We start from the raw sequence: 25,495 nt of genomic DNA, 5'->3' as shown, positions 1-25,495 counted from the left end.
CCCCGCCGCACCGGCTCCAGCCCGGCACTGCACTCTCCCGCGCCGTAGCGCACCGGAGGCCCGTGCCGCTACCCGGCGAACCCGCCGGCCGCCTCCCGCCACCCGTCGTACCGCTCGGCCAGCTCATCCACCTTGTCCAGAGCCTCCCCGTCCAGGCCTTCGAGCACGACCAGCCACTGCGCGTCCTCGGCGTCGTCCTCGCCGGCGAGCGTCTCCCGCACCACCCTGGGCACGCCCAGCGCGGGGAACCACTCGCCCAGCGTCTCGGCGACCTCTTCGGCGTCGTCCCTCTCGCTGAAGACGAGCAACTGGGTCATCGATCACCCTCCATTCCGTGACGTTCACCAGGCGTGAGAACAATAGATTGGTAGCGTTGCGCCATGACTGCCGAAGCGGTGATCGTTGAGATGACACCACCCTCGCTCCCCGACCGGGTCTTCCCGCCGCCGCAAGGCTTCGCCGCCGAGGACCTCGACCACATTCCGGATTTGCCTGCGCACACAGAGTTGATTGACGGAAGCTTGGTCTTCGCGAGTCCCCAAGCCTCCTTCCACATGCTCGTCATCTCGCTCCTGGAGAACGAGCTCCGGCGTGCCGCCCCGGGAGACCTGCGTGTGCGCCGTGAGATGAGCGTCATCCTCGACAAGGACCAGCGCCCGGAGCCTGACCTCTGTGTGATCTCAGCCACCGCCGTCGAAAGCGGCAGGCAGACTTTTTACCACGCGCGCGATGTCCTGCTCGTCATCGAGGTGGTCTCCCCCGAGTCCCGCACCCGCGACCGTCGCCGCAAGCCGGAGCTCTACGCCGAAGCCGGCATCCGCCACTTCTGGCTTGTCGAGAACGACTCCGGCAAGCCGGACGTCCACGTCTTCGAGCTCGACCCCGTGACGAGGAGCTACGTCCCCACGGGCGTTCACCACGACAGGCTGAAGCTGACCGTCCCGTTCGACGTCGACATCGACCTCACCGAGATCGACCGCATGTGACGCGAAAGGGCCGGCACAGCACCCGCCGCACCGGCCCCCACCAGGCGCTCACCCGCGAAGCTGAGCCCCCACCCGATCAGCCGCCATCGCCACAGCCGCATCCCGCGCCGCCGTGGTCTCCTCCACGGTCAACGTGCGATCGCCGGCCCTGAACCGCATCGAGTAAGCGAGCGACTTGTTCCCCTCGCCCACCTGCGCCCCGGCGTAAACGTCGAACAGCCGGATCGACTCCAGCAGCTCCCCGGCCCCGTCGCGCAGCGCGGCCTCCACGTCGGCCACCGGCGTGAAGTCGGGCACGATGAGCGCGACGTCCTGCGTGGCAACCGGATAGGCCGACACCGCGGGCGTCTGCACCGGCCCCGGCATGACGGCCTCCAGCCGGGTCAGCTCGACCTCCATGGCAGCCGTGCGCGGCGGCAGCCCGTACGCCTCGATCACCCGCGGGTGCAGCTCACCGGCGTGCCCCACCAGCGTGTCGCCCACGTAGAGGGCGGCGCACCGGCCGGGGTGCCATGGCTCGTGCTGGTCGGCGCTGATGGACAGCTCGACCCGCGCCTCGCCCGCCACCAGGCGTGCGGCCTGTACGGCGTCGGCCCAGGAGGCGGCGCGCCCGCCGCCCCACCAGCCGGACCGCTCGAACTCGCCGGCCAGCACCGCCGCGACCCGCAGCGGCTGGTCGGGCAGGGCCGCCTCGATGGAGGCGATCTCCTCGGCGGTCGGCCGGCGTTCGACGCCGAGCACGGGCGCCACGTCGGGCGCGCCCGTGCGGGGACGGTAGACCGCGCCGGTCTCGAACAGCGCCACGTCGGTGAAGCCGCGCCCGACGTTGCGGACGAGGGTCTTCAGCAGGCCGGGCAGCAGCGTGGTGCGCATCAGCGGCTCGTCCTCGGACAGCGGGTTGGCCAGCCGGGCGGCCACGCGCCGCGCGTCGTCGGCGGGCAGCAGCAGCCGGTCGAAGTCGTCGCCGCTGATGAACGGGTAGCTGAGCACCTCGACGTAGCCACCCTCGGCCAGCGCCCTGCCGACCCGCCTGCGCAACCGCTGGCCCTCGGTGAGCCCGGCGCCGGCGGGCGCGGAGGGCAGCACCGACGGGAGGCTCTCGTAGCCCTCCAGCCGGATGACCTCCTCGGCGAGGTCGTTGGGGTCGGTGAGGTCGGGCCGCCAGGACGGCGGCGTCACGGTGATCATGTCGTCGCCGGTGACGGCCAGCCTGGCGGCCAGGGCCCCGCCGGTCACGACGCCGGTGGGGGCCACGCCGCCCTTGCGCACGGCCGGGTCGTCGCCGTCGGCCACGACGCAGCCGATCTGCTCCAGCCGCGCGATGACGGTGTCGCGGGAGTACTCGACGCCGGCGACCCGGCCTGGGTGCCCGGACGGGATCGCGATGCGCGCGGGCTCCACCTCGACCTCGGCGTGCGTGACGCCGGGCTGCACGGTGGCGCCGCCGAGCTCGGCCAGCAGGCGCACGGCCCGCCAGGAGGCGACGAGCGGCAGCTCGCGGTCGACGCCGCGTTCGAACCGCTTGGACGCCTCGGAGACGAGCCCGTGGCGGCGCGACTCGCGGGAGATGCCGGTCGCGGAGAAGTGCGCGGCCTCGATGACGATGTCGGTGGAGACGCCGGAGATCTCCGTCTCCAGCCCGCCCATCGTGCCGGCCATGGAGATGGGCCCGGACTGGTCGGTGATGAGGATGTCGTCGGGGTCGAGCTCGCGCACCACGTGGTCGAGCGTCTCCAGCCGCTCGCCGGCCGCGGCCCTGCGCACGACGATCTCGCCGCGCAGCTTCGAGCGGTCGAACGCGTGCAGCGGCTGCCCCAGCTCCAGCATCAGGTAGTTGGTGATGTCGACGGCCAGCGACACGGGGCGCATGCCGGCCCGCGTGAGGCGTACGCGCATCCACAGCGGGCTCTGCGCGGCCGGGTCGAAGCCGCTGACCTCGCGCAGCACGAACCGGTCGCACGCCGTCGGGTCGGCGATCGAGGCGGGCCAGGCCGGCGCGGTCTCGGCGGGCAGCTCGATGTCGGCGGGGTCGCGGAAGGCCACCCCGAACGCGGTCGCGGCCTCGCGGGCGACGCCGCGGATCGACAGGGCGTAGCCGATGTCGGGCGTGATCTCCAGCTCGATCACGTCGTCGCGCAGGCCGAGCAGCTCGACCACGTCGGTGCCGATGGGCGTGCCCGCGGGCAGCACCATGATGCCGTTGTGGTCCTCGCCGAGGCCCAGCTCGCGCTCGGAGCAGATCATGCCTTCCGACATGCGCCCGTACGTCTTGCGCGCCCCGACCTCGAACCCGCCGGGCAGCACGCCGCCAGGCAGCACGACGGGCACGCGGTCACCGGCGGCGAAGTTGGTGGCGCCGCAGACGATCTCGCGCGGCGTCGCCTCGCCCACCTCGACCTTGCAGTGCCTGATGGGCTTCTTGAAGCCGGTCAGCTCCTCGATCTCGAGCACCTCGCCGACCACGACGTTCTTGACGTCGTAGCCGTGCGAGGAGATCGACTCGAGCTTGAGCCCGGCCGCGGTCAGCTTCTCGGCCACCTCGTGCGCGGTGACCGCCGGGAGATCGACGTACTCCCGCAGCCAGGAGAGCGGGACCCTCATCAGATCTCCATTCCGAACGGGAGGGTGAACCGGTTGTCGCCCTCGACCATGTCACGCATGTCCTCGGCGTTGTGGCGGAACATCAGCGTCCGCTCGATGCCCATGCCGAAGGCGAACCCGGAGTAGCGCGACGGGTCCACGCCGCACGCGACGAGCACGCGCGGGTTGACCATGCCGCAGCCGCCCCACTCGATCCAGCCCTCCGACTTGCAGGTGCGGCAGGGCGGGTTGCCGGGGATCGCCGAGGCGCCGCGGCAGACGAAGCACTTGAGGTCCATCTCGGCGGACGGCTCGGTGAACGGGAAGTAGTTCGGCCGGAAGCGGGTGGTGATGCCCTTGCCGAACATCACCTCGGCGAACCGGTCGAGGGTGCCCTTGAGGTGGGCCATGGTCAGGCCCTCGTCGACGGCCAGGCCCTCGGTCTGGTGGAAGACCGGGGTGTGGGTGGCGTCCAGCTCGTCGGTGCGGAACGTCTTGCCCGGCGAGATCACGTACACCGGCAGCTCGCGCTGGAGCAGCGCGCGGATCTGCACCGGCGAGGTCTGCGTGCGCAGCACCATGCCGGAGCCGGTGGACCCGACGAAGAACGTGTCGTGGTCGGAGCGGGCCGGGTGGTCCTTGGCGATGTTGAGCGCGTCGAAGTTGAACCATTCGCCTTCGAGCTCGGGCCCCTCGGCCACCTCGTACCCCATGGCGACGAACGCGTCGGCGATGCGCTCCTGGAGGGTGGTCAGCGGGTGGCGGGCGCCGCGCGGCCGGCGGTCCCACGGCAGGGTGACGTCGACGGTCTCCTCGACGAGCACGCGCGCGTCGCGCTCGGCCTCGAGCTCGGCCTGGCGAGCGGCCAGCGCCTCGTTGATCGCCTTGCGGGCGCCGCCGACCCGCTTGCCCGCCTCGGCGCGGGCGGCCGGGGGCAGGGCCCCGATCTCACGGTTGGCCAGGGCGATGGGCGAGCGGTCGCCCGCGTGCGCCAGCCTGGCCTGCTTGAGTGCGTCGAGGTCGCCGGCCGCCTTGATCGCCGCGATGGCGTCGGCCTCCATCCGGGACAGCTCGTCGGCGTGCAACGGTGTCACCTCGACGGGATCGTAGTCAGACAAGAGTGGGCTCCGTATCCAGGGCTTGAGCGGAAAAGAGTCTAGTGGGGCCCGCCCACCGGGCCCGCATTCGGCAACTAGACGCTGGCGAAGTCGGGCGTGCCGGTGGGCACGGTAAATCGGAACTCCGCCCCGCCCTCGGGCGCGCGCTGCACCGTGATCGTGCCGCCGTGTGCCTCGACCAGGCCTTTCACGATGAACAGGCCGAGCCCGGTGCCACCGCGGCGACGGCTGTTGCCGCCCCGCCAGAACTGCCTGAAGACGCGCGGGGCCAGCTCGGGCTCGATGCCCTCGCCCTCATCGCGCACCGACACGGCAACTCCCCATCCGACGGACTCGATTTCCATTGTCACGGTGCCGCGCCCATGGCGCAGCGCGTTTTCCACCAGATTACCCAGGATCTGGTCGACCTTGTCCTGGTCGAGCCACATCTCGGGCAGGTCGTCGCCCACGATGAGCCGGAACCGGTCTTCCGCCTCGCCTGCCGCGACCCGGCCCGCGATGAGCCTGCGCGCCCTGGAGGGCAGGTCGACGACCTGGCGGCGCACCTCCAGCCGCCCGGACTCGATGCGCGAGACGTCGAGCAGCTCGGTGATGAGCCGGGTGACGCGGTCGGCGTCGTTGTTGACCGTCTCCAGCATGACCCGCTTCTGCTCGTCGGTGAAGCGGGACCACTTGGCCAGCAGCGTCGCGGTGAAGCCCTTGACGCTGGTCAGCGGCGAGCGCAGCTCGTGGGCCACGGTCGAGACCAGGTCGGCGCGGCTGCGCTCCAGCCGGGCGCGGGCGCCGCCGTCGCGCAGGGTGATCGTGACGCGCTCGACCTCGCCGGCGCGCTCGGGCTCGCGCACGAGCCTGGCCGCCACGTACAGCTCCTGCCCGCCGGGCAGGTGCAGCGGACGCTCGGGGACCCGGCTCCTGGTACGCAGCCCGCCCTCGGGGTCGAGCGCCTTCCACCAGTCGCGCCCGTCGTGGTCGCGGAAGGGGAACACGTCGGTCATGTGCCGGCCGACCGCGCGCTCCATGGCGACGCCGGTGAGCCGCGCCGCGGCCCGGTTGACGGCCAGGACGCACCCATATCGGTCGGTCACGATGAGGCCGTCGGGAAGATCGTCGATGGCTATCGTGCACGCGGCGGCCACAACTCGCCCGTCGGTGTCTGCGCCGTGCACGACCTCGCCTCCTCCGCCTACAACGCCGACAATAGCGGGTTTCCGGCCGCCTAGGGCACTCGCTGAGCCCTGGCCGAGGAGTAAAGGCATACCGCCGCGGCGGTGGCCAGGTTCAGACTTTCAGCCTGTCCGTAGATGGGCACTCTGACCACATCGTCCGCCTCGGCGAGTATCTCCTCAGGCAGTCCCCAGGCCTCGTTGCCGAAGATCCACGCGGTGGGTCCTGACAGATCGACATCGTCGAGCGTGTGCTTGCCCGCGCCGTCGGCCGCCAGCACGCGCAGGCCCCGCTCCCTGAGTTGACGCACGGCGGCGCCCACCGGTGCACCGATCGTGACGGGAAGGTGGAACAGGCTGCCGACGCTGGCGCGCACGCACTTGCCGTTGTACGGGTCCACGGAGGCGTCCGTGAAGATCACCGAGTCGGCCCCGGCGGCGTCGGCGGCCCGCATCACGGTGCCCGCGTTGCCCGGGTCGCGCACGTGCGCGAGCATCGCGACCAGCTTCAGCTCGCCGCTCAGCGCCTGCTCCAGCGGCACGTGCACGAGCCGGCAGACGGCCACGATGCCCTGCGGGGTCACGGTCTGGGAGAGCTCGGACATGACCTCGCCGCTGGCCCGGTGCACGGGGACGTCCTTGTGCGCGGCCTCACTGACCAGCTCGGGGTGGCGCAGCTCGGCCTCGGCCGTGACGAACAGCTCCAGCGCCACGTCGTCCAGCCTGAGCGCCTCGCGCACCGCCTGCGGGCCCTCGGCGAGGAACTTCCTGTCCTGCTCGCGGAAGGCGCGCTTGGTGAGCCGCCGGGCGGCCTTCACCCGCGGCGACCTGACGTTGGTCAGCTCAGACCCGGCCACAAACTTCCCCCAACTCGTGCAGACAGCAACAAAGGGCCCACCGTCGTTCGGTGGGCCCCTCGGTCAGTTCGACCGCTTCAGCTCGCGGCCGGAGCGTTCACGTTCGCCGGAAGCGCCTTCTTGGCGGCCTCGACGAGCGTGGCGAAGGTCTGGCTGTCGTTCACCGCGAGGTCGGCGAGGATCTTCCTGTCGACCTCGATGTTGGCCAGCCGCAGACCCTGGATCAGGCGGTTGTAGGTCATGCCGTTCTGACGAGCGGCGGCGTTGATGCGCTGGATCCACAGACGACGGAAGGCGCCCTTACGGTCCTTGCGGTCCCGGTAGGCGTACGTCATCGAGTGGAGCATCTGCTCCTTGGCCTTGCGGTAGAGACGCGACCGCTGGCCACGGTAACCGCTCGCCCTCTCGAGGACGACCCTGCGCTTCTTCTTGGCGTTGAGCGCCCGCTTCACGCGTGCCATGTTTCTTCTCCCCGGGGAAAGTTCGCGCTACTTGGCGAGCAGCTTCTTGATCTTCTTGGAATCGGCGTCGGAAAGGACGACCTCGTTCTTGAGACGGCGCGTCAGCGTGGACGACTTCCACTCGTTGTAGTGCGCGCGGTTGGCACGGCGACGCTTGATCTTGCCGGTGCCGGTGACCCGGAACCGCTTCTTCGCACCGCTGTGCGTCTTCATCTTCGGCATGTCGCCGTCTCTCCTCGTTTCGGTCGTGCCGGTGGCCGGGCCGGTGCTGGCCGGCCCGGTCGCGGCGTCTTACGTCTGCCGGTGGCTGCTGCTGGGGTGCTGTAAGGCTAACCCCAACCGCGGGTCACTCTTCCGGTTCGGAGAGCTCCTCGCCGCCACGCTGGGCCTTGGCTGCGGCCTTTTCGGCCTTGGCCTCGGCCTTCTTCTTGTGCGGACCGATCACCATGATCATGTTACGGCCGTCCTGCTTGGCGTGGGACTCCACGAAGCCGAGCTCCTGGACGTCGTCCGCCAGCCGCTGCAGCAGCCGGAAGCCGAGCTCCGGCCGGGACTGCTCACGTCCGCGGAACATGATCGTGACTTTGACCTTGTCCCCCGCCTTGAGGAACCGCACCACGTGACCCTTCTTGGTCTCGTAGTCGTGCGGGTCGATCTTCGGCCGGAGCTTGATCTCCTTGATGATCGTGTGCGCCTGATTCTTGCGCGCCTCGCGCGCCTTCATCGCGGACTCGTACTTGAACTTGCCGTAGTCCATGAGCTTGCACACGGGCGGTCGAGCCGTGGCCGCGACCTCGACGAGGTCGAGGTCGGCCTCCTGGGCGAGCTTGAGGGCGTCGTGAATCGAGACGATGCCTACCTGCTCGCCGTTCGGGCCCACGAGGCGAACCTCGGGAACTCGGATACGCTCGTTGATGCGGGGCTCAGTGCTGATGGGGCCTCCTAGGTTTGCGATCCCTACGTGCTCGTCGTATCGGAGCTTGACGCATTCCCCCGAATGCGAAAAGCCCCGCACGTCGCGCATGCGGGGCCACTGAGCTCTGTGGCTTTCGTGGCCTCGAGCTCCCCGGAGTAGTCCGGCGTGATCCTGGACCCGGCCACCTCGCGGTGACTCAGGTGGGAGGAGACCTCCGCTTGCGCGTCCAGCAAGGCATGCCGGACCGATCAGAGAGCTACATTACCACAACGCCCGAGCCCGCTCGAATCATCCCGTTCGCGCGGCCGCCCGGCGGAGGATCTCGGCCTCGCCCGCGGCGCGCATGGCCGCCACCGGCACCCGTGTCTCCCCTGTCATCAGCTGCACCTGCCGCACCGCCTGGTGCAGCAGCATCGCGAACCCGCCGACCACGATGCCGCCCGCCGCCGTGACGGCCGCCGCCGCCTCGGTCGGCCAGGGCGAGTAGATGACGTCGAAGAGCGCCGGCACCCGCGCCAGCCGGCCCGCGAGGACGTCGGCGGCCCCGCCCGGCAGCGTGGACACCACGAGGTCCACCCCCGTGAACGCGTCGAGCTTGTCGAACGTCTCCACCGCCAGCGCCACGCCCAGCCGTTCGGCCACCGCGACCGTCTCGCCCGCCCGCGCGGGATCGCGGACCAGCAGCGTGACCGAGAACAGCCCGAGCTCGCGCAGCGCCGCCAGCGCGGAGGCCGCCGTGGCCCCGCCGCCCAGGACGGTGGCCGAGCGCGGCGCCGGCACGCCCGCCTCGGCCAGCGCCTGCCCGATGCCGTAGACGTCGGTGTTGTCGCCGTGCCGCCGCCCGTCGCGGAACACCACGGTGTTGGCCCCGCCCACCTCGACGGCCAGGTCGGAGACCGTGTCGAGCAGGGGGAGCACGGCCCGCTTGAGCGGCATCGTCAGCGACAGGCCCGCCCAGGCGCCCGTGCCGGCGTCCGTGCCGGCGCCCGCCTGGCCGCGCACCGGCCCCAGCTCCGCCAGCAGCCCCGGCAGCCGCGCCTCGTCGCACTCGAACGCCTCGTAGCTCCACCCGCCGAGCCCCATCGCCTGGTAGGCGGCCCTGTGCAGGTAGGGCGAGAGCGAATGGCCGATGGGCGACCCCATCACCGCAGCCCGCATCCCCCACTCCTTCCGAACGAGACGACCTTACAGCGAGCGGCCGCCCGGAGATCCGGACGGCCGCCTCAGGTCGGTCGCGTGTCAGCCGCCGTTCGCGCGGTACTCCGCCAGCAGCTGGTTGAACTCCGCCTCCGTGTTGGCGAACTTCGTGACGTTGCTCTTCGGGTCGGTGGCGACGAAGTAGAGCCAGTTGCCCTTGGCCGGGTTCAGCGCGGCCTCGATGGCGTGGTCACCGGGGTTGGTGATGGCGCCGGGCGGCAGACCGTCCACGTAGTACGTGTTGTACGGGTGCTTGGTCTCCGTCTCGGCGTGCGTGGCCGCGGTGCCGAACTTGTTGAGCGCGTACATCGTCGTGCTGTCCATCTGCAGCTTCATCGGCAGCTTGAGCCGGTTGTAGATGACCCTGGCGATCTTCGCCATGTCCTCCTGCCGGCCCGCCTCGGCCTGGACGATGCTCGCGATCACGATGATCTGGTGGGGCGTGTAGCCGAGCGACTTGGCGCCCGCTTCGAGATCAGCCTGCTCGGCCGCCTGCTTGAAGCGGTCGACCATCGCCGCCAGCATCTGCCTGGGCTCGGTCTTGGGCTGGAACTCGTAGGTCGCGGGGAAGACGTACCCCTCCAGCTTGCCCTTGGCGTACGACGGCAGGTCGAGCGCGTCGGCGTCCTTCGCTGCGGCGGCGAACTCCTTGGCCGGCTTGCCGGTCTGCTTGGCCAGCTCGTTGTAGATCTGGCTGAGGCGCAGGCCCTCCGCGAGACGTACCTTGGCGAGCAGCTTGTTGCCCGGGACGAGCGCCGCGGCCGCCGCGGCGGCCGACATCTGCTTGCGCAGCTTGTACTCACCGGGCTGCAGCGAGGCGCTCATGTTGGCGTTGGAGACGGCGTTGGTGAACGCTCTGGCGCTGGCGACGACCCCCTGCCGCTCCAGCTCCTGCGCCACCTCCGACGCGCTCTGGCCCATCTTGATCTCGATGACGACCTCGCCGGTGCCCTGGCCGGTGTAGTCGTCGGGTACGAGAGCGTCGTTGAGCCACATGTAGCCGTAGTAGCCGCCGCCGCCGATGATGCCCGCCAGGACGACGAACGCCAGCAGCGGGGCGATGAAGCCGCCCCGGTTGCGCCTGCGGCGCCGCCTGCGACCGCCGCCGCGCTTGCCGGAATTGCGGGAGCGGCGCCGGGGAGAGCCTTCGTCGTCCTCGGGACCGAGCAGGGTGTTCAGATCGAGATCGTTCATAGGTGCGCTGGCCAATCTCCCGGTACCGCCGGTCGGACGTCAAGCGGAACTGCCCAATCGGCTGGTGTCACCGAGCGAAACTGGGGGAGCCGCCGTGCGCTCTGCACCGCACGGCGGGAATCACTCTGGGTAGCCATGCTAGGGGACGGAAAGAGGACACACGCCCCACTTTGGGACCTTTGGTCGCGAACGGAGGGGGTTCCGTCGAACATCAGCTCGTCCCGAGGTTCTTGTTCAACTCTTCCCGGTATCTCACGAACTCGCTCTCTTTGCTGGTGAATTTGGTGATTCTATGCGCTGGATCCGTCGTTACAAACCACCGCCAATCACCTTCGGCAGGGTTCAGGGCCGCCATCAGCGCCTTCTCTCCAGGATTGGCGATGGGCCCTGGCGGCAGTCCTTTATGGCGATAGGTGTTGTAGGGAGAGTTCACCTTGGTGTCACGCTCCGTGACCTTCAGTGTCCTTCTGTTCTGCGCGTACAGCACCGTACTGTCGATCTCCAGCGGCATGTTCCTCGCCAGCCGGTTGTAGATCACCCGCGAGATCTTCGGATAGTCGGCGTCCGTGCCGCCCTCCGCCTGGATCAGGCTCGCCAGCGTGACGACCTGCAGCGGCGTCAGCTTCACCTGCGGCGCCAGATCCTCCAGGCCCACGTGCCGCGCCGCCGCCGCGAACCGCTCCGCCATGGCCGCCAGCACGTCCACGGCCGTGTCGCCCGGCTCGATCTCGTACGTGGCGGGGAACAGGAAGCCCTCCAGGCCGCCCGCGTACTCCGGCAGGCCCACCAGAGCCTTGTCCACGCTCTTCAGCGCCTGCAGCGACAGCCCGGCCTGCTTCGACAGGCGGGCCAGCACCTCCGCCACCCGCATGCCCTCCGGCAACGTCACCCGCCGCACGATCCTCGCGGCCGGGCTCAGCATCAGGTCGAGCGCCGCACCCGCCGCCATGCCCTTGCGCAGGCGGTAGTGGCCGGGCCGCAGCCGGTCGCTGACCGCGCGGTCCTCCGTCACGTTCACGAACGAGCCCGAGCTGGCCACCACGCCGGCGTCGGCCAGCACCGCGCCGATCGCCTCCGCGCTCGAACCGGGCGCGATCCGCACCGTCACCGCGCCGCTGCCGGGGCCGTCGAAGTCGTCGGGGCTCAGGTACGGCTTGAGCACCGCGATGGCGCCCCCGCCCAGAGCCAGCACGCCGGCCAGCAGGCCCGCCGAGAGCAGGCCCACCTTCCGGACGGCCCGCTTGCCCGGGGCGGCCGGCAGCGGGATGACCTCCGCGTCGGGAACGGTCTCCTTCGCGGCCGGCTGCGGGCCGGGCTGGTCGCCCTGGCCCTCGCCCTGGCCCTGGCCCTCGCTCTGCCGGAACGGGATCACGTCACCGACGTCGTCCTCGTCCTCTGGCGTCCCGGTCATGCGACCACCCCACCCTCGGCGTGCGCGGCGCGATCGGCGGCGTCCGGTGCGTGGCCCAGGGCGCGTGCCGCGACTCGCGCGACACGGCCCTCGGCCTGGGTGACATGGCCCGCAGCGGGACGACCCCCCGTCGGACGCCCGCTCATGAGGCAGGTCCGTCGGCCGCGGATGGCGGTTCGACGGGCCTGCCCGGTGGTCTTTCCGTTGCACGCTCGGAATCGAGCGCGTCCTGCAGCAGCACGACGGCAGCCGCCTGATCGACGACCCCCCGCTGCTTCTTGGCCCGCACGCCGCTGGCCCGCAGCCCCTGCTGCGCCGCGACCGTGGTGAGCCGCTCGTCGAACAGCCGTACGGGCGTGGGAGCCAGCTTGGCGGCCAGCTTGGCGGCGAACTCGCGCGCCAGCCCCGCCGCCTGCCCCTCACGCCCCGACAGCGAGGTGGGCAGCCCCACGACGACCTCGATCGCCTCGTGCTCGGCGACGATCGCCGCGATGCGGTCGAGGTCGCCCTTGCCTCGCCTGACGGTCTCGACCGGCGTGGCCAGCAGCCCACTCGGGTCGCTGCGGGCCACGCCGACGCGTACGGAGCCGACGTCGACGCCGATCCGTGAACCGAACCTCATGTCAGCCGAGCTGCCCAGAAATCGCCTCTTCGACCAGTCGCAGCGCGTCGCCGATCGCCTCCGGCCGCGTGCCACCGCCTTGCGCGACATCGTCCTTGCCGCCACCGCCACCCCCAAGAGCCTTGGCGGCGACGCCGACCAGTCGTCCGGCCTTGAGCCCCCGCTCGCGCCCCGCCTCGTTGACCGCGGCAACCACCACCGGCCGGTCGGAGGGGGCACCGGCGATCACGACGACCGCCGGCCTGTCGGCCGGGAACCTGCCACGCACATCAAGCGCGAGCTTACGCAGGTCATCGGCGCCCGTGCCATCAGGCGCGCGGTGTGTCACCACGGAGACACCTTGCAGGTCGCGAGCCTGGGACACCAGCTCGCCCGCCGCTTCGAGCACCTGGGCCGAGCGGAGCCGCTCCAGCTCCTTCTCGGCGGTGCGCAGCCGGGTGACGATGCCGTCGATGCGCTCGGGCAGCTCCTCGCGGCGCGCCTTGAGCTGCTCGGTGAGCTGCGCGACCAGGACGCTCTCGCGCGCCAGGAAGCGGAAGGCGTCGATGCCGACGAGCGCCTCGACGCGGCGCACGCCCGCGCCGACCGACTGCTCGCCCAGCACCTTGACCAGGCCGAGCTGGCCGGAGCTGTGAACGTGGGTGCCGCCGCACAGCTCGCGCGAGTAGTCGCCGATCTCGACGACGCGGACCTCGTCGCCGTACTTCTCGCCGAACATCGCCAGCGCGCCCATCGCCCTGGCCTCCGCCTGCGAGGTGTAGAACGCGTTGACCTTGAGGTCGTTGATGAGGACGGCGTTGACCTCGTCCTCGACGTCACGCAGCACGCTGGGCGGCACGGCGCCGGCGGAGGTGAAGTCGAAGCGGAAGCGGCCGGGCGAGTTCTCCGAGCCGGCCTGCGCCGCCGTCTCGCCGAGCGCGTTCTTGAAGCCGCGGTGGACGAGGTGGGTGGCGCTGTGGCTGCGCGAGATGGCGCGGCGGCGCTCGATGTCGATCTCCGCCTGCGCCTCGTCGCCGACCTTCAGCTCGCCGGTGCGGATCTTGCCGCGGTGCACGACGAGGCCGGCGATCGGCGTCTGCACGTCGCTCACCTCGACCTCGGCGCCGCTGGTGCGGATCACGCCCTGGTCGGCGAGCTGGCCGCCGCCCTCCGCGTAGAACGGCGTGCGCTGCAGCACGACCTCGACCGTGGTGCCCGCGCCCGCCGCCGGGACGGGCACGCCGTCGACGAGGATGCCGACCACGCTGGTGTCGGCCTCGGTCTCGTCGTAGCCGAGGAACTCGACCTTGCCCGCCGACTCCAGCAGCTGCCCGAAGACGGAGATGTCGGCGTTGCCGGTCTTCTTCGCCGCCGCGTCGGCCTTGGCCATCTGCCGCTGCTCCGCCATGAGGCGGCGGAAGCCCTCCTCATCGACCTTGAGCCCCTGCTCGGAGGCCATCTCCAGCGTCAGGTCGATCGGGAAGCCGTAGGTGTCGTGCAGCTTGAACGCCTGGTCGCCGGAGATCGTGGTGCCGGCCTTGCGCTTGGTCTCCTCGACGGCCACGTCGAAGATCGCCGTGCCGGTGCGCAGCGTGCCGAGGAAGCTCGCCTCCTCGGCGTCGATGACCGAGTGGATCTGCGGCGCGTCGGTCTTGAGCTGCTCGTACTGCTCGCCCATGACGTTGATCGCGACGTCGGTGAGCTCGTGCATGTAGCGCTCGTCGCCCGAGCCGAGCAGGCGCAGGTTGCGGATCGAGCGGCGCAGGATGCGGCGCAGCACGTAGCCGCGGCCCTCGTTGCCGGGCAGCACGCCGTCGGCGACCAGCATGGTGCCGGTGCGGACGTGGTCGGCGATCACGCGCAGGCTGACGTCGGAGCGGTGGTCGCGCCCGTAGCGGGTCTTGGTGAGCTCCGCCGCCCTGTCGAGGATCTTGTACGTGGTGTCGATCTCGTAGATGTTGTCGACGCCCTGGAGGATGGCCGCCATGCGCTCCAGGCCCATGCCGGTGTCGATGTTCTTGGCCGGCAGCTCGCCCGCGATGTCGAAGTCGACCTTGGAGCGGACCTGGCTGAGCTGGTACTGCATGAACACGAGGTTCCACACCTCGAGGTAGCGGTCCTCGTCGGCGACGGGGCCGCCCTCCTTGCCGTACTCGGGGCCGCGGTCGTAGTAGATCTCCGAGCAGGGGCCGCCGGGGCCGGGCACGCCCATGTGCCAGTAGTTGTCCTCCAGGCCGCGACGCTGGATGCGGTGCTCGGGCAGGCCGACCTTGTCGCGCCAGATGCCGAACGCCTCGTCGTCGTCCTGGTAGACCGTCGCCCACAGCTTGTCCTCGGGGAAGCCGAAGCCGCCGTCGGACTCGGACTTGGTGAGCAGGTCCCAGGCGAACGGGATCACTTCGGACTTGAAGTAGTCGCCGATCGAGAAGTTGCCCAGCATCTGGAAGAACGTCGCGTGCCTGGTCGTCTTGCCGACCTCGTCGATGTCGGGGGTGCGCACGCACTTCTGCGCGGTGGCCAGCCGTGGCGCCGGAGGCTTACGCTGCCCCAGGAAGTACGGCTTGAATGGCACCATACCCGCGTTGACCAGGAGAAGCGTCGGGTCCTCAGCGATCAGGCTGGCCGAGGGCACTACCTTGTGCCCACGCTCCTCGAAGAAGCGTAGGAAGCGGCGGGCGATCTCTGCCGACTCCATTGTGGCCATCCTTTGCTGTAGTCAGTTGTCTGTAGCGTTGCCGGTCGCCGCACGTGGCGGCGCGCCTGCGGCGGGCGCCGCCGTCGGCGGCACGACCGGACTCAGGCGGTCAGCGGTTGCTGTCCTCAGCCTTGTCGAGCCCGAAGCGTGCCCGCAACTCCGTTTCGCGCTCCGCGGCCTCGCCGAGCGCGTCGGTAGTAAAGTCTCTCACCCTCCGGAGCATCCCCGCCGCGCCGTGGGCGGTCCTGCGCGCGACGTGGTCGGGATGCAGCGCCTGCAGCCTGCGCATCACCCAGAAGGCCAGGAACGCGCCGAGCGACAGGTAGAACAGCCTTCTTATCATCGCACTCGCCCCTGCTCGGGCCGTCTCACGCGAGGCCGGGGCCGGCTGACGCGGCGGGCCTCGATGGCGCGGCGCACGCCGTAACCGAGCGAGGACACCTTGATCAGGGGGCCGGTGAAGATGGTCTGCGTGACGGCGCTTAGCTTGGCCGCGTGCGCGCTGACCTGCTTGACGTCCTTGGCGATCGCCTCGACGGCGACCAGTTGCCTGTTGGTCTCGTTGACCGTGACGCTCATGTCGTCGAGCAGCGGCGCGAGGCGGTTGTTCAGGTCGGAGACCGCCTTGGTGGTCTCGGTGAGCAGCCTCGCGAGCTTGACGAGCACCATGGCCATGACGCAGACCAGGACCACCCAGCCCGTGGCCGCGATCAGCCCGGCGACCTCTCCAGCGGTAAGCATCCGCGCATCTCCCTCGTACGCTGGGCCGGAACGGCAAGACCCTATCGCGTTCGAGTGACAACGTTAGTGGCGAATGCCCCCTCGTTCAGGCCGCCACGTCGGCCCCTGGCACTTCCGTGACCGCCCGCATGAGCCCTCGTGCCGCCCTGATCTCCGGCGCCACCAGCCGTTCCGGCAGCGCCATGGCCGCCGCGCGCAGCGCCTTCAGCGCCGCGTCCGCGGCGAACTCGGCCGCCCTGTTGCCGCGGCAGCCGTACATCTGCCTGGCCCACGCGGGCAGCGTCGCGAACGCCAGCGCGCCGACGGCGGGCAGCGAGCCGAGCGCGAGCGGCGGCGCGATGAACGCCAGCCTGAGCGAGAGCTGCGGGCTGACGCTGCGGCGCAGCGCGTCGCGCGCCTCCTGCGTGGCCGACAGGTAGGGGCGCATGCCGTCGAGGTAGTCGTCCAGCTCACCCGCGTCGCACGGGACGTCCCCGAGGCCGACGAGGCGGGCGCTGCGGCACTGCTCGGCCACGTACGCGTCGCGCTCGGCCGCGCTGAGCCGCACGCCCGCGCGCCCGGCCACCTCCAGGTACGAGGAGACCTCCACGCAGTGCACCCAGCGCAGGTTCTCCTCCTCGTTCACCCGGAACAGGGTGCCGGTGTCGGTGTCGAGGCCGATCAGCCTGGCGTGCACGCGCCGTGCCCGCTCGGCCGCGTGCTCGGCCTGCTCGCGGGTGCCGAACGTGCGCACCGCGAGGTAGTCGAGCTGCCGCCGCAGCCGGGCCCTGGAGACCTCGGGGTCGTCGAGGAGGCAGTTCTGGGCGATGCCGCGGATCGTGCGCGGGTGCAGGGACTGGAGCTGGAAGGCGCGTACGGCGGCCGGCCAGCCGGGCGTCTCGGTATGCACTCGCCAGCTGATCGACCGGGGGCCGAAAAGGCCGCCGCCGGGGGTAACCGTTGCCTTCACATGATGGTGATTCCCAGCGATCGCTTGCTTAGTACGACATTGCACGATTCGTCAGCGAAGCGATACTCAGGGGAGGCGGGCGTAGGCGCGTACCGGGACGCGGCCGACGCCCAGCAGGCGCGGCGGCGCGGCCGTGAACAGCGCGCCGGTCGGCGGCAGCCGCTCCAGCCCCGTCAGCCTCTCCACGACGGGAACACCGCCGGCCAGCAGCGCCTCCCGCGCGGGACGCCCCTCGCGCGCGCAGTCGTCGAGACCGTCGGCGTCGGTGCCGACCAGCACCGCCCCGTGCTCCACGAGCCAGGTGGCCGCCTCGGGGGCCAGGCAGTGGCCCTCGCGCACGCCGGTGTGCAGGAGCACGGCGTGGCCGCGTACGTCGAAGGGGGCCAGCGAGCCGACCCCGACGGGGCTGCGGCGCGCGCCCGTCACCCGCACCACCACGGCGGGCAGGTCCACCACGCGCGCCAGCTCGACGACCGCCAGGTCGGGAGCCTCCAGGTAGGTGCCGCCCTCCTGCGGGAGGTGGTCGAGCTCCACGAGCCCGCCCCGGCCCTCGCCCGGTTCCGGCCGCCGGTGGTCCGACGGGCCGCCTCTGGTGCCCTTGTGCGGCTCGGGGAAGACCTGGACGTTCGTGAGTTCCACGGTGTCGGTCATGAGCAGGCCGAGCGATGCCACGAACAGGACGGCGATGTCGTTCTCGGAGGCGCCGGGGCCGGGCAGGTCCACGCGGAAGCCGTGGACGGTGAGGTCGCCGCCGTTGCTGAAGGCGATGCGGGCGTCGAAGGAGGCGCGGTACTCGATCATGTCCCGCTCAACTTACCGCCGCGACCGTCAGGACTTGCGCAGGAAGTCGCGGATCTTCGCCCACCGCTCGGCCACCGGCGCCTCGGCCCCGTGCCGCGTCGGCTCGTAGTAGCGCCGCTCCCGCACCTGCTCGGGCGCGTAGTCCTGGCGCACCAGCCCGTGCTCGAAGTCGTGCGGGTACTTGTACCCGTCGCCGTGCCCGAGCTTGGCCGCCCCCGGGTAGTGGGCGTCGCGCAGATGCCCCGGCACCTGCCCGATCAGCCCCTTGCGCACGTCGCCGATCGCCGCGCCGATGGCCTTGACCACGGCGTTGGACTTGGGCGCCATCGCGCAGTGGATGACGGCGTGCGCGAGGTTGATCTGCCCCTCGGGCAGCCCGATGAGCTGCACCGCCTGCGCCGCCGCCACCGCCGTCTGCAGACACGTCGGGTCGGCCATGCCGACGTCCTCGGAGGCGAAGATGACGATGCGGCGGGCGATGAAGCGCGGGTCCTCGCCGGCCTCGATCATGCGGGCCAGGTAGTGCAGGGCGGCGTCGGCGTCGGAGCCGCGCATCGACTTGATGAACGCGCTGATCACGTCGTAGTGCTGGTCGCCCTGCCGGTCGTAGCGGACGGCGGCCTTGTCGACGGCCTTCTCCACCACCTCGACCGTGATGTCGTCGGCCAGCAGCGCCGCCGCCTCCAGGTATGTCAGTGAGCGGCGCGCGTCGCCGCCGGCGAGGCGGACGAGATGCTCCAGCGCCTCAGGGGCGAGGGTGGCGCGCCCGGCCAGGCCGCGCGGGTCGGCCACGGCACGCCGGAGGACGGCGCGCACGTCGTCGTCGGTCAGCGACTCCAGCGTGAGCAGCAGCGAGCGCGACAGCAGCGGCGAGATGACCGAGAAGAAGGGGTTCTCCGTGGTGGCGCCGATGAAGGTGACCCAGCGGTTCTCCACGGCGGGCAGCAGGGCGTCCTGCTGGGCCTTGTTGAAGCGGTGCACCTCGTCGACGAACAGCACCGTCTGCCGGCCCGACATGCCGAGCTCGCGGCGGGCGTTGTCGATGGCGGCGCGGACGTCCTTGACGCCCGCGGACACGGCCGAGACCTCGACGAAGCGGCGCTTGGTGACGTTGGAGACGACGTAGGCGAGCGTGGTCTTGCCGGTGCCCGGGGGCCCCCACAGGAACAGCGACATGGGAGCCTCGCTCTCGACCAGGCGCCGCAGCGGGGTGCCCGAGCCGAGCAGGTGCCGCTGGCCGATCACCTCGTCGAGCGTGCGCGGGCGCATGCGCACCGCGAGAGGCTGCGGGGTGGCCTCCTCAGCCGCCGAGTCGAACAGGCTATCCACAACGCGAGATTACACGCTGCGCCGCCGTCACCGGTCCGCCTGACGACCGTACGACCCGCCGCCTCCAGGCCGGCCGGTCCGCGTCACGACCACACGGCCCTGGCCCCCGAGTCGCCGGCCTGGAAGACGTAGTAGCCGGAGACGGCCGCCAGCACCACCGTCAGCGCCGACAGGATGACGGTGACGGCCCGGCCGAAGCGGTCGCGGCCGACGGAGTCGCGGGCGGGGCGGGTGGCGTAGACGAGCAGCAGGGCCGCGACGCCGAGCCCCAGCACCGACATCAGCAGCGGGGTGGCGAAGCTCTGGTGCGCCGAGATGCGCGCGGCCATCTCGCCCTCCGCCGACCCGAAGCGGGCCGCCTTGAGGCTCTCACCGCTCTGCCTGGCCGCGAAGACCGCCGCCGGGGCGGCCAGGGAGAGCAGCACCACCGCCCATGCGACGTTCGCGCGCCAGCGCGGCAACAGCGCGTACGCGATCGCGACCGCGACGAGCAGCGGGGTCAGCACCACGGCGAAGTGAATGATCAAGGGGTGGGCCGGCAGGCCCATGATCTCGTCGAACATGGAACGCCTCCTTAGTGCTTGTTTCAACTACGTTTGCCGACACCATAAGGTTCGCGACCACAACCGTCGCACCCGCGGCTTTCGCCACTTACGTCCGTCACATATCGGAGGCCGGTAGCATGCGCGGAGTTGTTTGGTCATCCCTTGGCAAAGACGAGAGGACATAGCGGTGAGCGGCGACGACCGCCAGAACGAAGAGGACCGCCAGAGCGAGCTGGCGCGGGAGCACAAGGAACGGCAGGCGAAGCGCGCCGCTGAGCAGAGCGTCAAGTCGAGGCGGAACACGTTCATCGGCGCGGCCGTGGCCGTCGTCGTGGTCGCGGGCGGCATCTTCGCCGCGACCACCCTGGTCAACAACGACTCCGGGGAGGCGGCGGCGCAGAGCAGCGCCTCGCCCAGCGCATCGGCGTCGCCGTCGGCATCGGCGTCCGTCCCCGTGCCGTCCACGAGCCCGTCGAAGGCCGCCCCCGTGAGCTGCACCTACAAGCGCGAGAAGTCGGTGCCGAACAAGTTCGTGGGCCTGCCCGGCAAGAAGCCGAACATGAAGCTGAAGAAGATGACGATCGAGCTGAACCGCGGCACGGTCGTCGTCGACCTCATGACGGACGCGGCGCCGTGCTCGATCAACTCGCTGAACTTCCTGGCGAAGAAGAAGTTCTACGACAACAACAAGTGCCACCGCCTGGTCACCCCCGACGTGTCCGGCGTGCACATGCTGCAGTGCGGCGACCCGCAGGCCAAGGCCGACGGCAAGAACCCGACCGACGGCCAGGGCACGGCCGGGTACGTCTACGCCGACGAGAACATCGACATCCCGCTCGGCAAGGGCGTGGTGTTCATGACGCAGCCGGGTGACGCGGCGGGCCAGAACAACAGCCAGTTCGCGATCTCGCTGTCGGACGAGAACGTGCAGATCGGCGCGGGCTACTCGGTCGTCGGCATGGTCAGCGAGGGCATGGACATGCTCGTCGGCCTGGCCTCCAGCGGCAAGGACCTGATCGTCAACGAGGCGGACATCACGGGCGACGGCGGCACCACCGCGCCGAAGAACCCGGTGATCATCAAGCGGATCACGTTCTCCTGACGCGACGCGCGCAGACGAAGGGCCGGGGCGATCGCCCCGGCCCTTCGTCATGACCGCTAGACCTCGGACTTGGGCTTGGCGTCCACGCCCGCTTCCTTGCGCTGCTCCCCCGTGATCGGCGTCGGCGCCCCGGTGAGCGGGTCGAAGCCGGACGCCGTCTTCGGGAACGCGATCACGTCGCGGATCGAGTCGCCGCCGGACAGCAGCATGCAGATCCGGTCCCAGCCGTAGGCGATGCCGCCGTGCGGGGGCGGGCCGTACTTGAACGCCTCCAGCAGGAAGCCGAACTTGCTCTCCGCCTCCTCCTTGGAGATGCCGAGCACGTCGAACACGCGCTGCTGCATCTCGGCCCGGTGGATACGGATGGAGCCGCCGCCGATCTCCATGCCGTTGCAGACCATGTCGTAGGCGTAGGCCAGCGCCTCGCCCGGGTGGTCCTGGAAGTTGTCGGCCCACTCGGGCTTGGGGCCGGTGAACGGGTGGTGCACGGCCGTCCAGCCGCCCTCGCCGCCAGACTCATCAGACACAGGTTCGAACATGGGGGCGTCGACGACCCACAGGAACGACCACTGCGACTCGTCGATGAGGCCGCAGCGGCGGCCGATCTCCAGGCGGGCCGCGCCGAGCAGGTCGCGGGAGGCGCTCCTGGCGCCGGCCGCGAAGAAGATCGCGTCGCCGGGCACGGCGCCGACCTTGGCCGCCAGGCCGGACAGCTCCTCCTCCGACAGGTTCTTGGCGACGGGGCCGCCGAGCGTGCCGTCCTCCTGCACGAGCACGTACGCCAGGCCCTTGGCGCCGCGCGAGCGGGCCCACTCCTGCCAGCCGTCGAGCTCCTTGCGGGTCTGCGAGGCCCCGCCCGGCATGACGACGGCGCCGACGTAGGCCGCCTGGAAGACGCGGAAGGAGGTGGCCGAGAAGTACTCGGTCATCTCGACCAGCTCCTGGCCGAAGCGCAGGTCCGGCTTGTCGGAGCCGTAGCGGGCCATGGCGTCGGCGTAGGTCATGCGCGGCAGCGGGAGCGGCAGCTCGTAGCCGGCGATCTCCCGCCACAGGCGGCTGATCAGCTTCTCGCCGACCTCGATGACGTCCTCCTGGTCGACGAAGGACATCTCGACGTCGATCTGGGTGAACTCCGGCTGCCTGTCGGCCCGCAGGTCCTCGTCGCGGTAGCACTTGGCGAGCTGGTAGTAGCGCTCAAGCCCGGCGACCTGGAGGAGCTGCTTGAACAGCTGCGGCGACTGCGGCAGGGCGTACCAGTTGCCGGGCTGCAGGCGGACCGGCACCAGGAAGTCGCGCGCGCCCTCGGGCGTGGAGCGGGTCAGGGTGGGCGTCTCGACGTAGACGAAGCCGAGCTCGTGCATCACCTCGTTGGCCAGGTAGGTGGCCTTGGAGCGGGTGCGCATCGCGTTGGCGACCTGCTGGCGGCGGATGTCGAGGTAGCGGTACTTCAGCCGCGCCTCCTCCGACACGCCCACGTTGCCCTCGATCGGGAACGGCAGCGGCGCCGACTCGCTCAGCACCTCGACCCTGTCGGCCACCACCTCGATGGCGCCGGTCGGCAGGTCGGGGTTCTCGTTGCCCTCGGGGCGGACCCTGACCTGGCCGACGACCTGCACACAGTATTCGGCGCGCAGGTCGTGGGCGTGGTCCTCCTCGCGGAAGACCACCTGCGCCGAGCCGGAGGCGTCACGCAGGTCGATGAAGACGACGCCGCCGTGGTCACGGCGGCGGGCCACCCATCCCGCGAGCGTCACCTGCTGCCCGGCGTGCTCCTCACGGAGCGACCCGGCCGTATGCGTGCGGATCACTGCACAATCCCTTCGTACGGATAGGGGGAGGAAGGCGAGCCGATCACTTCACCTTCTCCTTCAAGACGTCGGCGACCTTGGCCAGCGGCACCTGGATCTGCTCCGCGGTGGCCAGGTCCTTCACTTGCACGGCCTCGGCCGCCAGGTCACGCTCGCCCAGGATCAGCGCGAACGCGGCGCCCGAACGGTCGGCGCCCTTCATCGCGCCCTTGAGCCCCTTGCCGCCGAAGGCCATGTCGGCGCTGATGCCCGCCTCCCGCAGCTCGCCCACGAGCAGGAACATGCGGCGGCGGGCGTCGTCACCCAGCGGGACACCGTACACCTGCACGCGCCGCTGTGCGCTCTCCTCGCCGAGCAAACCCTCCGACTCCATCGCCAGCAGGGTGCGATCGACGCCGAGTGCCCAGCCGACGCTGGGCAGCGGCGGGCCGTCGAGCATCTCGCTGAGCCCGTCGTAGCGGCCGCCGCCGCCCACGGCCGACTGCGAGCCGAGCCCGCCGTGCACGAACTCGAACGTGGTGCGCGTGTAGTAGTCGAGCCCGCGCACCAGACGCGGATCGTCGGTGAAGGCCACGCCAGAGGCGCTCAGCAGGGCGCGCACCTCCTCGTGGTAGGCCCGGCAGTCCGCGCACAGGTGGTCGACGACCAGGGGCGCGCCTTCGAGCTGCTGCTGCACCTCGGGCCGCCGGTCGTCGAGCACCCGCAGCGGGTTGATCTCGATGCGCGCCCGGGTCTCCTCGTCGAGGTCGAGCCCGCGCAGGAACTCCTGCAGCGCGGCGCGGTAGGCGGGCCGGCAGTTCTTGTCGCCGAGCGAGTTGACCAGCAGCGTGACGTTCTTCAGCCCGAGCGAGGCGAAGCCGCGCGCGGCCAGCACGATGAGCTCGGCGTCGAGCGCCGGGTCCTCGGAGCCGAGCGCCTCGGCGCCGACCTGCCAGAAGTGGCGGTAGCGGCCCCGCTGGGCGCGCTCGTAGCGGAACTGGCTGCCGGAGTACCACAGCTTCACCGGGAGCTGGCCGGTGTGCAGGTTGTGCTGGAGCACCGCGCGCACGACCGAGGCCGTGCCCTCGGGGCGCAGCGTCAGGGAGCGGCCGCCTTTGTCGGAGAAGGTGTACATCTCCTTGGTGACGATGTCGGTCGACTCGCCTACGCCCCTGGCGAACAACTGTGTGTCTTCGAAGACAGGCGTCTCGATGTAGCCGTACCCCGCCCGCCGCAGCGGCTCGGCCAAGGCCTCGCGTACGGCGAGGACCCGCTCGGAGCGGGGAGGCAGCCAGTCGAAGGTGCCTTTCGGTGCTTGGAAGCTCATTAGATCCCTCGTGTGGGACCGGCGTGCGGCGCTGCTTCCTTCAGGTACGGGTTGGTCGCGCGCTCGCGGCCGATCGTGGTCTGTGGTCCGTGGCCCGGCAAGACGACCGTATCGTCAGGCAGCGGCAGACACTTGGTAGCCAGGCTGCGCAGGATCGTCGGGTAGTCGCCGCCGGGAAGGTCGGAGCGGCCGATGGAGCCGGCGAACAGCAGGTCGCCCGAGAACATGGTCTCGTCGCCGGGCGTGCGGAAGCTCACCGACCCCCTGGTATGGCCGGGCGTGTGGTCGACCACGAGCTCCAGGCCGGCGAGCGACAGGACGGCGCCGTCGGACAGCTCGCGCACGTCGTCGGGCTCGCTCAGCGTGATGCCGCCGAACAGCGAGGCACTGGTGTCGGACCAGCCCGCGGCGGGGTCGCTCAGCAGGTGGCGGTCGTCGGGGTGGATCCACGCGGGCACGTCGCGCGCGCCGCACACGGGGGCCACCGACCAGACGTGGTCGAGGTGACCGTGGGTGAGCAGGACGGCCACGGGCTTGAGCCGGTGCTCGCGCAGCAGCTCCTCGACGCCCTCCGTCGCGTCCTGACCTGGATCGACGATCACGCACTCCTCGCCGGCGGCGGGCGCGACGACGTAACAATTGGTCTGGAAGGCCCCTGCGGGGAAGCCGGCGATGAGCATCTGCCTCAGGTGATCTCGTCGAAAAGCCAATGGGAATGTAACCGAAGGGTACCGGTGCGGGTCGCCGGGCTGCGAATCATTACCCGTTGGCCGATACGATTCGCCCACCTCAGTTGATTGACTATGGGAGGCAAAGCGGTGGCCACGGGGAAGGACCGGCAGAAGCAGCTGGCACGCGAGCACTACGAGCGGCAGATGCAGCGCCGCATCGAGCGCGAGCAGAAGGCCAAGCGCACGGCGATCATCGGCTCCACCGTGGGCGTGGTGATCGTGGTCGGCGGCATCGTGGCGGCGGTCGCGTTGCTGGGCGGCAACGACACGGGCACGGAGGCCGCGGCGTCGCCGTCGGCCTCGGCCTCGCCCGCCGACACCGCGCAGGCATCGGCGAGCACGGGCCCGAAGCCGTACGACGCCAAGACGGGCACGTGCGACTACGTGAAGGACACCTCCGGCGGCACGGTCAAGGACGTCGGCATGCCGCCGGCGAAGGTCAAGACCGAGCCCGCCACGAAGACGATGACGTTCAAGACGAACCAGGGCGACATCGTGGTCGAGCTGAACAACGCCAAGGCTCCGTGCACGACGAACTCGCTGGAGTTCCTGGCGGAGAAGAACTATTACGACGGCAGCAAGTGCCACCGTCTCGGCGGCGACCAGTTCCCGATGCTGCAGTGCGGCGACCCGACCGCCAAGGCGGACGGCAAGAACGAGACCGACGGCCAGGGCGGCCCCGGCTACGTGATGGCCGAGGAGAACCTGGAGGGCGCCCAGTACAAGCGCGGCGTCATGGCCATGGCCAAGACCTCCGCCCCCGGCAGCACGGGCAGCCAGTTCTTCCTCGTTTACGGGGACATCGGACTCACCCCGGATTACACGCCGGTGGGTACGATCACCAAGGGGCTCGACATCCTGGACAAGGTGAACAAAGCAGGCAACATCCCTAGCGCCATGGGAGATGGGACCGGAGCACCGAAGCAAACCGTCGAAATCAAAGACGTGACAATCGCCGGCAAGAGCTGACGTAATACAAACTAGGGACGAAGTAGTCCCGAAGG

25 protein-coding genes are annotated in these 25,495 nt (G+C 70.5%); 3 read left to right on the top strand and 22 right to left on the bottom strand.

The window, feature by feature from the left end; translation table 11 throughout:
- Positions 1-68 precede the first annotated feature (68 nt).
- Positions 69-317: a hypothetical protein gene (locus FXF51_RS23140; protein WP_148436611.1), complete on the bottom strand. Its 249-nt coding sequence runs from the start codon at positions 315-317 to the stop codon at positions 69-71.
- A gap of 63 nt (positions 318-380) precedes the next feature.
- On the opposite strand from FXF51_RS23140, the gene FXF51_RS23135 reads away from it, so the two are divergent.
- On the top strand, positions 381-986 hold the full coding sequence (locus FXF51_RS23135) for a Uma2 family endonuclease (RefSeq protein WP_262379771.1): 606 nt from the start codon (positions 381-383) through the stop codon (positions 984-986).
- 48 nt (positions 987-1,034) lie between these two features.
- Here the strand turns inward: FXF51_RS23135 and FXF51_RS23130 are convergent, their stop codons facing one another.
- The 18 genes from FXF51_RS23130 to FXF51_RS23045 all read right to left on the bottom strand — a co-directional run bounded on the left by FXF51_RS23130 (position 1,035) and on the right by FXF51_RS23045 (position 19,562).
- Entirely contained in the window at positions 1,035-3,587 is a 2,553-nt protein-coding gene (locus FXF51_RS23130; RefSeq protein ID WP_148436610.1) for a phenylalanine--tRNA ligase subunit beta, read from the bottom strand.
- Positions 3,587-4,627, bottom strand: a complete 1,041-nt coding sequence (gene pheS / locus FXF51_RS23125) for a phenylalanine--tRNA ligase subunit alpha (RefSeq protein WP_262379780.1) — start codon at positions 4,625-4,627, stop codon at positions 3,587-3,589. The genes FXF51_RS23130 and pheS overlap by 1 nt, the downstream gene beginning before the upstream one ends.
- 131 nt (positions 4,628-4,758) lie before the next feature.
- Positions 4,759-5,850: an ATP-binding protein gene (locus FXF51_RS23120; RefSeq protein ID WP_148436608.1), complete on the bottom strand. Its 1,092-nt coding sequence runs from the start codon at positions 5,848-5,850 to the stop codon at positions 4,759-4,761.
- A gap of 50 nt (positions 5,851-5,900) precedes the next feature.
- On the bottom strand, positions 5,901-6,704 hold the full coding sequence (locus FXF51_RS23115) for a TrmH family RNA methyltransferase (protein WP_148436607.1): 804 nt from the start codon (positions 6,702-6,704) through the stop codon (positions 5,901-5,903).
- 77 nt (positions 6,705-6,781) lie between these two features.
- Positions 6,782-7,165 carry a 50S ribosomal protein L20 gene (gene rplT / locus FXF51_RS23110; protein WP_043622113.1) on the bottom strand — a complete coding sequence of 128 codons (384 nt, stop codon included), beginning with the start codon at positions 7,163-7,165 and terminating at the stop codon, positions 6,782-6,784.
- A gap of 27 nt (positions 7,166-7,192) precedes the next feature.
- Entirely contained in the window at positions 7,193-7,387 is a 195-nt protein-coding gene (gene rpmI, locus FXF51_RS23105) for a 50S ribosomal protein L35 (RefSeq protein WP_090761693.1), read from the bottom strand.
- Between the two features lie 124 nt (positions 7,388-7,511).
- Positions 7,512-8,189, bottom strand: a complete 678-nt coding sequence (gene infC / locus FXF51_RS23100) for a translation initiation factor IF-3 (protein ID WP_262379770.1) — start codon at positions 8,187-8,189, stop codon at positions 7,512-7,514.
- 180 nt (positions 8,190-8,369) lie between these two features.
- Positions 8,370-9,239, bottom strand: coding sequence for a shikimate dehydrogenase (locus FXF51_RS23095; RefSeq protein WP_148436606.1), 870 nt, complete (start codon positions 9,237-9,239; stop codon positions 8,370-8,372).
- An 81-nt stretch (positions 9,240-9,320) separates the two neighbouring features.
- The gene (mltG, locus tag FXF51_RS23090) at positions 9,321-10,472 is read right to left on the bottom strand and encodes an endolytic transglycosylase MltG (protein WP_148436605.1); all 1,152 of its coding nucleotides are present in this window, start codon (positions 10,470-10,472) and stop codon (positions 9,321-9,323) included.
- Positions 10,473-10,683: 211 nt separating this feature from the next.
- On the bottom strand, positions 10,684-11,883 hold the full coding sequence (gene mltG, locus FXF51_RS23085; RefSeq protein ID WP_148436604.1) for an endolytic transglycosylase MltG: 1,200 nt from the start codon (positions 11,881-11,883) through the stop codon (positions 10,684-10,686).
- A gap of 142 nt (positions 11,884-12,025) precedes the next feature.
- A complete protein-coding gene (gene ruvX / locus FXF51_RS23080) occupies positions 12,026-12,505 on the bottom strand; it encodes a Holliday junction resolvase RuvX (RefSeq protein WP_148436603.1) in 480 nt (159 codons plus the stop codon).
- Between the two features lies 1 nt (position 12,506).
- Positions 12,507-15,179: an alanine--tRNA ligase gene (gene alaS, locus FXF51_RS23075; RefSeq protein ID WP_148436602.1), complete on the bottom strand. Its 2,673-nt coding sequence runs from the start codon at positions 15,177-15,179 to the stop codon at positions 12,507-12,509.
- A gap of 109 nt (positions 15,180-15,288) precedes the next feature.
- On the bottom strand, positions 15,289-15,522 hold the full coding sequence (locus tag FXF51_RS23070) for a hypothetical protein (protein ID WP_148436601.1): 234 nt from the start codon (positions 15,520-15,522) through the stop codon (positions 15,289-15,291).
- Positions 15,519-15,920: a DUF948 domain-containing protein gene (locus tag FXF51_RS23065; RefSeq protein ID WP_148436600.1), complete on the bottom strand. Its 402-nt coding sequence runs from the start codon at positions 15,918-15,920 to the stop codon at positions 15,519-15,521. The genes FXF51_RS23070 and FXF51_RS23065 overlap by 4 nt, the downstream gene beginning before the upstream one ends.
- Positions 15,921-16,005: 85 nt before the next feature.
- Entirely contained in the window at positions 16,006-16,809 is an 804-nt protein-coding gene (locus tag FXF51_RS23060; protein WP_187414530.1) for an oxygenase MpaB family protein, read from the bottom strand.
- Positions 16,810-16,935: 126 nt separating this feature from the next.
- Complete coding sequence (locus tag FXF51_RS23055; protein WP_148436598.1) at positions 16,936-17,670, bottom strand: cyclase family protein; 735 nt, start codon at positions 17,668-17,670, stop codon at positions 16,936-16,938.
- Positions 17,671-17,697: 27 nt separating this feature from the next.
- Positions 17,698-18,999: a replication-associated recombination protein A gene (locus tag FXF51_RS23050; protein ID WP_148436597.1), complete on the bottom strand. Its 1,302-nt coding sequence runs from the start codon at positions 18,997-18,999 to the stop codon at positions 17,698-17,700.
- 83 nt (positions 19,000-19,082) lie between these two features.
- Positions 19,083-19,562: a DUF2231 domain-containing protein gene (locus FXF51_RS23045; protein ID WP_148436596.1), complete on the bottom strand. Its 480-nt coding sequence runs from the start codon at positions 19,560-19,562 to the stop codon at positions 19,083-19,085.
- 169 nt (positions 19,563-19,731) lie between these two features.
- On the opposite strand from FXF51_RS23045, the gene FXF51_RS23040 reads away from it, so the two are divergent.
- The gene (locus tag FXF51_RS23040; RefSeq protein WP_148436595.1) at positions 19,732-20,646 is read left to right on the top strand and encodes a peptidylprolyl isomerase; all 915 of its coding nucleotides are present in this window, start codon (positions 19,732-19,734) and stop codon (positions 20,644-20,646) included.
- Between the two features lie 56 nt (positions 20,647-20,702).
- Here FXF51_RS23040 and aspS read toward each other — a convergent pair whose 3' ends face one another.
- Genes aspS through FXF51_RS23025 form a run of 3 tightly spaced genes read right to left on the bottom strand, consistent with a single transcriptional unit; the run spans position 20,703 to position 24,440 of the window.
- A complete protein-coding gene (aspS, locus tag FXF51_RS23035) occupies positions 20,703-22,454 on the bottom strand; it encodes an aspartate--tRNA ligase (protein ID WP_148436594.1) in 1,752 nt (583 codons plus the stop codon).
- 43 nt (positions 22,455-22,497) lie between these two features.
- Complete coding sequence (hisS, locus tag FXF51_RS23030; protein WP_148436593.1) at positions 22,498-23,760, bottom strand: histidine--tRNA ligase; 1,263 nt, start codon at positions 23,758-23,760, stop codon at positions 22,498-22,500.
- Positions 23,760-24,440 carry an MBL fold metallo-hydrolase gene (locus FXF51_RS23025; protein WP_148436592.1) on the bottom strand — a complete coding sequence of 227 codons (681 nt, stop codon included), beginning with the start codon at positions 24,438-24,440 and terminating at the stop codon, positions 23,760-23,762. Before FXF51_RS23025 ends, hisS begins: the two co-directional genes overlap by 1 nt.
- 138 nt (positions 24,441-24,578) lie before the next feature.
- Between FXF51_RS23025 and FXF51_RS23020 the strand changes: the two genes are divergently transcribed.
- Positions 24,579-25,460: a peptidylprolyl isomerase gene (locus FXF51_RS23020; protein WP_316247635.1), complete on the top strand. Its 882-nt coding sequence runs from the start codon at positions 24,579-24,581 to the stop codon at positions 25,458-25,460.
- Positions 25,461-25,495: the final 35 nt, after the last annotated feature.

Origin of the sequence: Nonomuraea sp. PA05 (assembly GCF_008086045.1) — a bacterium.
GTDB lineage: Bacteria > Actinomycetota > Actinomycetes > Streptosporangiales > Streptosporangiaceae > Nonomuraea > Nonomuraea monospora.
The sequence above is the reverse complement of the archived record's forward strand: the minus strand, read 5'-3'. Positions and strand labels throughout refer to the sequence as shown.